The 11,713-nt window shown below is 65.3% G+C and carries 7 protein-coding genes; 4 read left to right on the forward strand and 3 right to left on the reverse strand.

All coding sequences use genetic code 11. From position 1 onward, the window contains the following. Positions 1-65: 65 nt before the first annotated feature. The gene (locus IAE58_RS05720; protein ID WP_199932924.1) at positions 66-5,276 is read left to right on the forward strand and encodes an ESPR-type extended signal peptide-containing protein; all 5,211 of its coding nucleotides are present in this window, start codon (positions 66-68) and stop codon (positions 5,274-5,276) included. A gap of 69 nt (positions 5,277-5,345) precedes the next feature. After that, entirely contained in the window at positions 5,346-6,083 is a 738-nt protein-coding gene (locus IAE58_RS05725) for a hypothetical protein (protein ID WP_199932923.1), read from the forward strand. Between the two features lie 60 nt (positions 6,084-6,143). On the opposite strand, the gene IAE58_RS20075 is transcribed toward IAE58_RS05725, so the two are convergent. Next, positions 6,144-7,424, reverse strand: a complete 1,281-nt coding sequence (locus tag IAE58_RS20075) for an ATP-binding protein (RefSeq protein WP_200734975.1) — start codon at positions 7,422-7,424, stop codon at positions 6,144-6,146. A 47-nt stretch (positions 7,425-7,471) separates the two neighbouring features. Then, positions 7,472-8,221 carry a response regulator gene (locus IAE58_RS05735; protein WP_325166838.1) on the reverse strand — a complete coding sequence of 250 codons (750 nt, stop codon included), beginning with the start codon at positions 8,219-8,221 and terminating at the stop codon, positions 7,472-7,474. Positions 8,222-8,397: 176 nt separating this feature from the next. Between IAE58_RS05735 and IAE58_RS05740 the strand changes: the two genes are divergently transcribed. Both IAE58_RS05740 and IAE58_RS05745 read left to right on the forward strand, forming a co-directional pair. Continuing rightward, the gene (locus IAE58_RS05740; protein ID WP_199932921.1) at positions 8,398-9,030 is read left to right on the forward strand and encodes a porin family protein; all 633 of its coding nucleotides are present in this window, start codon (positions 8,398-8,400) and stop codon (positions 9,028-9,030) included. A 65-nt stretch (positions 9,031-9,095) separates the two neighbouring features. After that, positions 9,096-10,949, forward strand: coding sequence for an asparagine synthase C-terminal domain-containing protein (locus IAE58_RS05745; protein ID WP_199932920.1), 1,854 nt, complete (start codon positions 9,096-9,098; stop codon positions 10,947-10,949). Between the two features lie 59 nt (positions 10,950-11,008). On the opposite strand, the gene IAE58_RS05750 is transcribed toward IAE58_RS05745, so the two are convergent. Beyond that, on the reverse strand, positions 11,009-11,659 hold the full coding sequence (locus tag IAE58_RS05750) for a hypothetical protein (RefSeq protein WP_199932919.1): 651 nt from the start codon (positions 11,657-11,659) through the stop codon (positions 11,009-11,011). Positions 11,660-11,713 lie beyond the last annotated feature (54 nt).

Raw genomic sequence — 11,713 nt, forward strand, 5'->3', positions numbered from 1 at the left:
CCACACCCCGCCTTGCGCTGGGCGCGGGCGGGTTTCTTCTGTATTCCCTGTTAAGGAGACACCTGATGAACAAGATCTATCGCCGCCTATGGTCCACCGCCCGGCAGTGCTGGGTAGTGGCCAGTGAACTGACGGCACCGCGTGGAAAGGCCTCTTCTACTGTCGGCGCCTCTGCACTGGTGCTGGCCATGGCAATGCTGCCCGGCGTGGGCCTGCACGATGCAGAAGCCACGGTTTACATCGACTGCCAGATCCGTAGCGACACCATCATGCAGTGTGTGCCGTTCTCTGCGCACGTAGACGGTTCGCAACCTAATACCGTCGTCTCGGGGTCCAACAACTTCATGATGCTCGGTATGAGCAATCATATGAACGGCAACTTCTCCACACTGTTCGGCAACTGGTCGACGTCAGTGGGCAACAACAATGCCGTCTTTGGCTACGATACGCGCGCCAAGCAGGGCAACAGCGCAGTGTTTGGTGCCCGGTCCGAAGCAGACGGTGCGGGCGCCGTTGCGGTGGGTACCTATGCCTACGCCAACGGAAACCAATCCATTGCCATGGGATTTGCTGCAAAAACGGCAGAGGGTGCCGGTGTATCCCGGATTGCCATCGGCAGCGATGCCAATGCGGGTACGCCAGGCTGGACCGGGGCGATAGCCGTGGGCGGATCGGCGAAATCAGCGTATGACGGCGTCGCTCTTGGTTATGAGGCCAAGGCAAACGCCTACGGTTCCGTCGCAATCGGGCGCGCCTCCGTGGCAACCGATGTGGATACCGTGTCCGTGGGCAATGCGGCGGACAAAAAGCAACGCCGCATCGTCAACGTCGCTGACGATGTCGTCAACAGCAGCAGCTTCGACGCCGTCAACGGCCGGCAGCTGCAGCAGGTCATCGACAACAACTACACGGCCAACAATGTCATTTCGGCCGGATCTTCACTGGCGGACAAAAAGGCCTTCGCCCGCGGAAACCTCTCCTTGGCAGTAGGCCACCTGGCCCAGTCCAGCGGCATCGCAGCACTCGCGCTGGGCCACTCCTCCTACGCAGGCGCCAACAACGCGATCTCCCTCGGTAGTGGCGCGCGCGCACAGGGCGTCGGTAGCGTGGCCCTGGGCGGCAACACCCGTGCCATCCATACGGAATCTGTTGCACTGGGTGAAGGCTCGGAAACCAGCGGCAACCGCCAGGTCTCGGTGGGCAGCGGCTCGATCAAGCGCAGGATCATCAATCTGAATGATGGTGACGTGAGCGCGACGAGCAGCGATGCAATTACCGGCAAGCAGTTGCATGCCACCAACCAGCGCATCGACAGCACCAACCGGGCCATTGCCACGAGCGCCGCGATTTCCGAAGCGAACAAGGCCGTAGCAACGGGTACCGTCTCTCTGGCCATCGGCAACCTCTCCAAGGCAACTGCGGACGCAACGACCGCCGTGGGACACTTGTCAAAGGCTGAAGCACTGAATGGCGTGGCAATGGGCGCGTCCGCGCGTGCTGCGGCAAAGTACTCCATGGCACTGGGCAGCAACTCGGTGGCCGGTCACGAACAGTCTGTCGCGCTGGGCGAGCATTCGCAGACCAATGGCATCAAGCAGGTGTCGGTGGGCAATGCCACGCTGAAGCGCAAGATCGTCAACCTGGCTGACGGTGACATCAGCGCCGCCAGCAGCGACGCAGTGACCGGCAAGCAGATGCACCAGGAGAGCCAGCGGATCAGTGGCTTGGTGAAGCAGGCCCATGGAGGTGGCGCGCTGTACCTGGGGGCCGAAAACACCGGCAACGTACTGACCGTCAGCAACAAGGAGGGTGAGAAGCGCTATATCAACGGTGTGCGGAACGCAACGCTGAGCGCATCCAGCAGCGACGCGGTGACCGGGCAGCAGCTGTTTGCCACGAACAACAACGTGGCTTCCGCGAAGTTGGCAGCAGACAGCGCATTGAGCAAGGCCAACACGCTCGACGGGCTGGTCAGCCAGGTTGCAGCCGATGGCAACGTTCGCCTGGGTGGCGAGAATACAGGCAGTGTCCTGGATGTCAGCAACAAGTTGGGCGACGCCCGGAGCCTGTCGGGCCTCGCCGATGGAACCATCAGCGCAACCAGCACCGAGGCTGTGACTGGCAAGCAGCTGCAGGCCACCCATGATCGTCTGGCAACGGCCCAGTCTCGCGCCGACGCCGCACATGCTGGTGCCACGGCCGCGCAGACGACGGCCAACCAGGCCAAGGCCAACGCCGATGCAACCGGCAATGCCGTAGCCACCTCGGCGGTGATTGAAGATCGCAACCGCGCGACCGCCACGGGCAATCTGGCAATGGCGATGGGCCAGGCTGCCAAGGCCAATGGGCAAGCAGCATTTGCCATGGGCCATACCGCCGTTGCCAGCGGCAACAACGCGGTGTCCGTGGGCAGTGCATCGGCCGCCTCGGCCAAGTTCGCGGTGGCACTGGGCGGCAATGCCAAGGCAAAGCACGATAATTCGGTGGCGCTGGGCGAGCGCTCCGAGACTACGGGCATCAATGAAGTATCGGTGGGCAACGCCGCGACGGATCTGAAGCGCCGGATTGTCAATGTGGACGATGCACGTCTGACCGACAGCAGCACCGATGCGGTGACCGGCAAGCAGTTGTTCGCCACCAATGAGAAGGTCCAGGCGAATGAGGGCGTACTTGCAGGCCACACCAGTGATCTAGCGGCGCAGTCTGGCCGTATTGCCGACAATCGACGCGACCTGGATGCGCTGCGTTCGGAGTTTGAGGCCTTCGACCCGGACCTTGATGGCGTGGTGAAGTTTGCTGCCGATGGGAGTGTAGATATCGCCGGCGGGAAACTGCGTGGCGTGGCTGCGGGTGATATCAGTTCGGCGGCGAGTACAGATGCGGTGAATGGTGGGCAGCTGTTTGCTACGAACGAACGAATTGGCTCAATTGAGCGGTTGAATCAGTTCCTGTCCATCGGTGCTGGAGGCGACCAAGATGCGGCGATCGCGGGTCAGATCTCGGTCGCAATTGGCGACTCTGCTCTCGCCTCGCCTAAGGGGGAGGGCGCGGTCTCCGTTGGTGCTTATTCAGCTGCACTTGGAGACAACTCGGTTGCTATTGGCCGAGCAGCGTCTGTACGCGAGAATGCAGACAGTGCATTCGCTCTCGGTACACAGTCCCTCGTTGAAGCTAGTGGAGGGCTAGCGCTTGGTGCGCGCAGCCGTGTATCGCCCGGCGCCTTCGACAGTGTGGCGCTTGGCAATTTCTCGGTCGCGGATGAGCCTGGGACGGTGTCCGTCGGTCATTCGAGACTACAACGCAGAATCACTAATGTTTCTGACGGAACGTCCTTAACAGACGCGTCCACCATCTCCCAGCTTGGCGCAGCCGTTCGTGCACTTGGTGGCGATGCGGAGGTCGACGCCAATGGCAACATCATCGCTCCCACCTACAACGTCCAAGGCGGCACCAAGAACAATGTCGGCGACGCCCTGGCCGCACTCGACAGCGCCGTGGTCACTGCGGACAGCCGCGTGGACAACCTGGAAGGCAAGCTGCGCTCCGCATTCCAGGACGGCCCATCGGTGCGTGCCGATGGCCTGAACCAGCTGATGCTGGCAGGCGCCAACGGCTCGGTGTTGACCAATCTGGCCGACGGCCGCATTGCCGCAGGCAGCCGTGACGCTGTGACCGGTAGCCAGCTGTTTGACGCGAAGCAGGAGATCGCCCGCAACCGCAATGATCTGAATGATCTGCGCGGTGAGCGTGATGGGCTGCTGTCGCGTGGGCTCATGGCGGCGGAGCAGGGAAACGTGATCGATTATGGCGGCGCGCGATTGACGGGTGTTGCCGATGGGGTGGTCTCTGCGGAGAGCCGAGATGTGGTCAACGGACGGCAGCTCTTCCCTCTGCAAGAGAGCGTTGGGAAAATGCAACATCGAGATCGGTTCTTCAAGATTGGCACCGATGAGTGGAGCGAGGATGCTTCCGCTGGCTGGTTTGGGGTTGCGATCGGCGAATCCGCTGTAGCATCTCCCACCGGCGAAGGTGGCGTTGCACTGGGTGGATTTGCCAAGGCGCTCGGCATCAATTCTGTCGCGCTCGGGAGAGCTTCTCGTGTCTCAGAGAACGCAACGTACGGGCAGGCTCTCGGTATGGGGGCGCATGTACAGGCCGATCGCGGCCTTGCGTACGGCGCGGAGTCTCGTGTCCGAGAGGGAGCTTCTCGATCCGTAGCGCTAGGCGCATATTCATGGGCTACTGAGGCGGACACTGTTTCGGTTGGCGCTGATTGGCTTCAACGCCGCATCGTAAACGTAGCCAACGGCCGCAACGCCACCGATGCCGCCACCGTCGGCCAGCTCCGCGGTGCCCTCGCCACCCTCGGCGGTGATGTCGACGCCAACGGCAACATCATCAACCCGACCTTCAATGTGCAGGGCGGCCAGCAGTCCACCCTCAACGAAGCCCTGTCCAGCCTCGACTCCGCCGTCGTCACCAACACCACCCGCACCGAGCGCGTGGAATCCCAGCTGCGCGCGGTCTTCCAGGACAGCCCGACCGTCCGCAACGACGGCCTGAACCAGCTCACCTTCGCCGGTGCCAACGGCATGGTGCTGTCCAACGTCGCCAACGGTGCCATCGCCGCGGGCAGCCGCGATGCGGTCAACGGCGGCCAGCTGCATTCCATGCAGCAGCAGCTCAACGGCCGCATGGACGGGCTGGAACAGCGTATCGACGGCCAGCCGCAGGCCCCGCAGTCTCGTGCGCTCACCGTGGCGGCTGTGGACAGCGCCGCATCGTCCGCCCCGGCGGCCACGCCGGCCGCCGACGAGCCGGTCGCACCGCCGCCGTCCAGCGGTGACAACAAGGTCGTGGCCGATGCCGGCAACGCGCCGAAGTCCTCGCCGCAGCCGCAGGCCGATGCGCCCAAGCCGGAATCGCCCACCCCGCAGGTGGACACCGCCGAGCTGGAGAAGATGCTGGCCCGTGCCAACGAGTACAGCGATGGCATCTCCCGCGAGGTGGATGCGCGCCTGGACAAGATGGACAAGCGCTTCAACCGCATGGCGGCGATGAGTAGCGCGCAGAGTGCGATGGCCATGAACACCGCCGGCCTGAACACCTACAACCGCCTGGGTGCCGGCGTGGGCTACAGCGATGGCGAATCGGCAATGGCCGTGGGCTACCAGCGCGTGTTGAACGACAAGGGCTCGGCCACCTTCAGCCTCAATGGTGCCTTCACCAACAGTGGTGAACGCAGCATGGGCGTGGGTGTGGGCATTGGCTGGTAAGCCGTGACGCCCCGGCGTGGCGCGCAGAAGGATGCCCGTTGCGCCGGGGCACTTCAGAGAGAGATGGCGATGTACAAGAAGTTCAGCCGCTTCATGACCTACCGGCGCTTCTATGTGTGGCGCGCGCGGTACAACTATGTGGTCCGCAGCATCAATGGATGGACGCTTGTGTACGCGCTGCTGGTGCTGGGGCTGGTGTATTCCTGCTGGATCATCTGGAAGATCAGCAACCCGCCGGTACCGCGCGTGCATCCGGAGGCGGCCAAGGTGCAGGTGCGGCTGATCCGCGAGCAGTCGATGCATCGCGTGGCCGTCGCACTCCACGGCGGCGGCAAGCCCGGGCAGGATTACACCACGGCTGATGAGGTGCGCGCGGCGACGCTGCGCGCGATGCGGGCGCGTGAGCTCTACCTGGGCGAGGAGTCCAAGCAATTGCAGGCCGACATGCTGGCGGATATCTCCGACTACATCCGGGCGACGGGTGTGTGTGCGCCTTTCATCTGCTGGCATGTGAAAGAGAGCGTCGCGCGGCTGCAAAGGGCAGGGGAGCGCACGGCTGCACTGGATGAAGCGCTGCGGCCGATGTTGAACCTGCCCAGCGGGGCGCTGCCGCCACTGGAAGGAGAACTGGACCGGTTGCAGAACTCGTGGTCCGACCCGTTCCAGGATGTGGTCTTCCACGGCTGGATGCTCAGCGACATGCAGGTGCTGCACGAGCGCATGATGAAGGAGTACCCCCAGCGCGAGCCGATGCCGTGGTTGTCGCGGTTGATGGACAAGCCGCTGGACCCGCGTTACGCCATGTGACGCGCCAGTAGGTGTCGCCGTGGTCGAAACGGCGTGGAGCAGCCGAGCGTGGGCTCGGCTCTACAACGGGGCGGCCTCGGGCAGCCACAGGGTCACGGCTGCGCCGCCCAGCGGGCTGTCACCAATCTCCACATGTCCGCCATGGCGCTGGGCAATGGCCTTGACCATCGCCAGCCCCAGCCCAAAGCCTTCGGTGGATTGGCACAGGCGCACGTAGGGCGCAAAGACCTGTTGGCGGTGGGCGGGGGGAATGCCCGGTCCATCGTCTTCCACGCGCAGGCGCAGGCCGCCCTGGTGCAGCTCCGCCCGCATGCGCACTGCCGAACGGGAGTGCCGCACCGCGTTGGCCAGGAGATTGCGCACTGCCAGATCCAGCGCCGCTTCGTTGGCGTGTACCGTCAGCTGCGGGCAGCACTGGCAGGTCACTGCGGGGCCGGGCGATCGGCAGATGGCGGTCGCCGCGTTCCGCAGCAGTGTCTGCACGTTCACCGGGCGGCGTTCCACCAGGGGCATCCGCCCAAAGCGCAGGTATTCCACGCTGGCGGCGGTCAGGTCCTGCAGCAGCTGCAGATCGGTCTGCAGGTCGTGCAGCAGAGTGGCCTCATCGTCCGGTACCGCCTGCTGTTCTTCCATCAGCCCCACCGTGAACCGCATGCGCGCCAGCGGCGTGCGCAGCTCGTGTGCCATGGCCTGCCCCAGCAGGCGCTGCCCGTCCAGCAGCACCTGCAGCTGCTGGGAAAGATCGTCCAGGGCATGGCCCAGTGGTCGCAGCAGGCGGGTGCGAAGGGGCGGCACGGGGTGGCTGAAGGCATTGGCCTGCAGGTGATGCACGGTGTCGTGCAGCACCTTGACGTCATGCCAGAAGCGGTGGATGAGAAAGTACAGCGGAAGCGCCACGGCGGCTGCCACGGTGGTCAGCAGGCTCAGCCAATACAGGCCGTCCTCCAGCAGGTCCTCCTCATCGTCATCGTTTTCGGGCACGTTGCTGAAGTCACCCAACGTCAGCACGGAGCTCGTTCCCGTGAGCCGTTGGTGGCTGTAGGCGCCGTCGGCGGACACCACGATCTGCCCGTCCCGGAGTTTGTCCGCATGAGCAGCCGGCAGCTGCCCTTCAATCTCAGCCAGGGGTTGCAGCTGCAGGGGATAGGCGAACAGCGTCTGCAGCCCTGCCAGGGCCTCAGCCCGCTGCGCCTCGGGCACCTGCAGCAGGCGATCGGCCAGCAGCGCGTGGCTGCCTTGCACGCGGTAGTGCAGGGTGGAGACCGGCGTCGGGTCGAGCAGTCGTTCCCACAGCAAGGTGCCGGCCGTCAACAGCAGCAGTTGCGCCGCGATGAAGATCACGCAGTAGCGCACAAAGAGCGGCAGTGGCCCCTTCAGGCGTCGTGGCCTCACTGCCAGCCGCTTGCGTTGAACAGGTAGCCTCGCCCGCGCACGGTGCGGATGCGCATCGGATCGGTGTCGAGATCGCCCAGTTTGCGACGCAGCCGCGATACACGTGCGTCGATGGACCGGTCCATGCCGTCAAAGCCGATGCCGCGCAGACCCTTGAACAGGGCATCGCGGTGCAGGATACGGCCGGCGTTGCGCGCCAGGATCAGCAGCAGATCGAATTCGGCCGTGGTCAGCGCAATCGGCGCGCTGTCCAGCTGCACGGTACGGCTGCCGGGATCAATGCTCAGCTGACCAAAGACAAGCAGTTCGGGCTCAGACCGTCCGCCCGCGTGCGCGCGCCGCAGGTGGGCGCGCAGTCGCGCGACCAGCACGGCCGGCTCGATGGGTTTGGTGAAGTAATCATCCGCACCGAGCTCCAGGCCCACCACTTGATGGATGTCATCGGCGCGCGCACTGAAGATGCACAGCAGCCCGTCGTACGCTCGCCGCACCGCGCGGCAGGCATCCAGGCCATCCATGTCCGGCAGGCCGAGGTCAAGCAGAATGATCTGCGGCGTCTCGTTGGCCACGTGCTCGATGGCGTCCTGCCCGTTCGCAACGCGGGTGACGTGGAAGGCGTGGCGCTGGAGGTAGCGGGTGATCAGACCGGCCAGGCGGTCATCGTCTTCAACAAGCAGTAGCCGATGCATGGGCGTCAGGAATAGTTGCAGAACGCGGTCGATGATAGGCAGGGCACTGCCATTCACGTCACTGCCAAATGCGACACGGCGCCAGCGTGCGGGGGGTGTGTTCAGCTGGCCAGGCGTGTCGTTACAAAGGGTCATGATCGGCCTCAGCGCGGTGACATCGCTGCCACAGACGCACTGAGGCGGGGGCGCGGTGGCATCCCCAAGCTGGGGACTCCAACACCACGGAGTTCCACATGACGCAGTATTTCTCTCCTGTTCTTGGCGCGTTGCTGCTGGCCGCAGTGCCGGCCGTAGCCTCGGCCGATGCCTCGGACCGCACGGGTGTCTATGGCGTAGCCGGCCTCGGCAAGGCGCAGTTGAGCGCGTACGGCAAGCACGTGCCCAACGACAAGCAGACCAAGGACGTGGGGCCGTCGCGCCTTGCCTACACGCTGGGCGCCGGTTACCGCATCAACCGCTACGCTGCAGTGGAATCGGACTTCAGCAGCATGGGCCGGCACGTGAAGTCGTCCGCCAAGGGCAACGGCACGCCACAACGCACCGGTGTCAGCAGCCGCGCGGTGTCGGTCTCGGCGCTGGGTATCGTGCCGGTGGGCGAGCGCGTTGAACTGTTCGGCCGGGCCGGCGTAGGCAACATGCAGTCGCGCTATCTCGCAGGCGGTTCTACCGATGCGCGTACCGTCAAGACCAGTGGGCTTGCGCGTCAGTACGGCCTGGGCAGCCAGCTGCACCTCTCCGACAGCAGTTTCCTGCGTACCGAATACAGCGTGTTGCGTGCGCGCAAGGGCAGTGACGTGGCCAGGGCGGTGAATGGCGACCGGCTGCACAACGCACAGCTCACCCTGTCCTACGGCTATCGATTCTGAGCGGGGCGCCGGAACGGGCAGTCTCTCCCTGCCCGTTCCGGCCCTCGGGTGATGAGGCCCGCACAATGAACGGAATGGCGGGGATATGGTCCCCGGAAATCTCCAGCGCCCCGGTGCAGCAGCGCGTCCTGGCAATGCTGGAGGCTGCACCGGCTGCACCCGGCGGGCACTGCCAGTGGCTGGATGCGGGGAGGCGCCTGGCGCTGGCACGGGTAGGCACTGAGGTGAGCCATGCGGGCTCGGTAATGCACTCGTCGTGTGGGCGTTACGTGGTCATGTGGGATGGCTGGGTCGTGACGCCGGGCCGACTGCCATTGGCCGATCTGATCAGCGTCAGGGGCGTCGCCGCGGCCGTGCCGCAGCTGAGGGGCGCCTACGCGCTGGCCGTCTTCGATATCCACACCGCAGAACTCTGGCTGGCGCGTGATGCCGCCGGGCAGCATCCGCTCTACTACGGTTGGTCGGCCGGCAGCCTGGTCTTTGCCAGCTCACTGGGTATGCTGCGCGCAGACCAGTGTGCGGCGCATCAGATCAATCGCGATGTGTTGGCGCTGTATCTGCAGCGCGGTTATGTGCCGGCGCCTCACTGCATCGTGCAGGGGGTGTTCAAGCTGCGCCCGGGCACGGTGCTGCGGCTTGACGTGGCTGCGGTTACCCGCGGCCCGCAGCTGCACCATGCCGGCATCGACCAGCAGCTGCTGCAACCGGTGGTCGCTGCATCGACGCTGGGAACTGCAGGCAGTGTCGGGGACCGGGAGGCCATCGATGCGCTGGATGCTCGCATTCATCAGTGCGTGGGCGTTGCGCACGAGGCTGGCGCGCATGCGGCGTTCCTTTCCGGTGGGGTCGACTCGTCGCTGGTGGCGGCAGCGCTGCAGGCGCACAGCGCACAGCCGGTGGATACGCTATGCGTGGGCTTCCACGATGAAGCACACGACGAGCGTGCGTGGGCAGCAGCGGTTGCAAAAGCGTTGGGCACTCGCCATCACGACGTGTTGCTTTCAGGGGCATCGGTCTTGGACATGATGCCGGCCGTTGCCGCTGCATGGTGCGAGCCGTTTGCCGACGCATCGCAGGTGCCTACGCTTCTGGCCAGCCAGTGGATGGGGAACCACTGCAGCATGGCGCTGGCGGGGGATGGCGGCGACGAACTGTGGTTTGGCCATGCCGCCCACGCCAAGGCCCTGCGCAACGCGCGCCTGGCACGCTGGCTGCCAGCGGCCGTACGCGGCCTTGCTGGCCGGTACGCGCGAGGCAGTGGCGAGCTGCCGCGGCTGGGCGGCTGGCCTGCGCTGCTGGCCAATGTTGCCAGTAATGACATCCGCCACCACTTCCATCTGCGCACCGTGCGCTGGCGTGATCCCTGCCGTCTGGTGAAGGGCGCGCGCGTGCTGCGCACGCCCTATGACGATCCACAAGGCATTGCCTGGCACGATGACGATGCACGGCGGCTGCAGCAGCTGGAGGTGTCCATGGAGCTGGCGGAGGGCATTCTGACCAAGACCCACCGAGCGGCTTTACATGCCGGGCTGCAGGTGCACGCACCGTTGCTGGACCCGGCGATCATGGCGCTGTCATGGCAGTTGCCACTGCACCTCAAGTATCGCGACGGCCAGCACAAGTGGTTGCCCAGACAAGTGCTGCTGCGTTACCTGCCGGACGCACTGGTCAACCGGCCCAAACGCGGCTTCGGGCCGCCGGTGGCCAAATGGTTGCGCGGGCCGCTTCGTCCTTGGGCGGAGGCGTTGCTGTCGCCCAAGGCGTTGCAGGCCCATGGCCTGTTTGATCAGGCCATCATCGTGTGCATGTGGCAGCAGTTTCTGGCGGGGGAGCGGCGCTGGGATCCGCTGCTGTGGACGGTGCTGATGTTCCAGGCCTGGTACCAGCGGCACGTGCTCGGCCCGGTGCGGCCGCCGTAGAGCCGAACCCATGTTCGGCTCAGAGCCATGCCGTAGAGCAGCCGAGCGTGGGCTCGGCTCTACAGGGGCGGCGCGATGTAGGCGGTGATCTCCGCTTCTGCCAGCAGCTGCCGCAGCTGCGCGATGGATGCCCGCCGCATCGGTTTCTCGTCCACCGGCGACAGCGGTGCCTGGCGCAGGGCGTCGTAGGGCAGTACGGCCAGATCGAAAGTCAGTTCTTCGGCGCTGAACACCCACACCGGCACGTCCAGGCTGCGCTCGCGGTCCAGCCGCAGGCGACGCGTGCGCGACTCGGCGGGAATGCGGTGTTCGTCCAGGAAGCGGTGCACGGCCTCGGCATCATCGCTGTGCAGGTGCAGCTGCACGGGGCTGTTGGCATCGGCGGTGCCGTCCAGCACGGGGCCGACCAGGCGCGGGGCGAAGCCGTGCAGAAAATCCAGCGCGTTGACCGCAGCCTCGCGGCGGCGCTGCAGCTGGCTGCTGTGCTGGGGGCCAGCGAACAGGCGCTGGTGCTCGCGCAGGGCGTCTTCGATCTCGGAATTGCGGGGCAGGGAGGCATCGTCGTGGATGCCGAGCCGGCTGGCGGCCTTCAACTTGGCCTGGTGGTAGTCGCGGATACCGCCTTCGGCCATCAGGCGGGCGGCTTCGTGGGCGAGGCGATGGCGTCGCTCGCGGGTCTGGCTGGCAGCATGCTGGCGTGCGCGATGCATGCGATGACTCCTGTTGCGACCTGGGTACAGAGTAGCGCAGGGATGTGACATGCG

Origin of the sequence: Stenotrophomonas sp. S49 (assembly GCF_016624905.1) — a bacterium.
Classification (GTDB): domain Bacteria; phylum Pseudomonadota; class Gammaproteobacteria; order Xanthomonadales; family Xanthomonadaceae; genus Stenotrophomonas.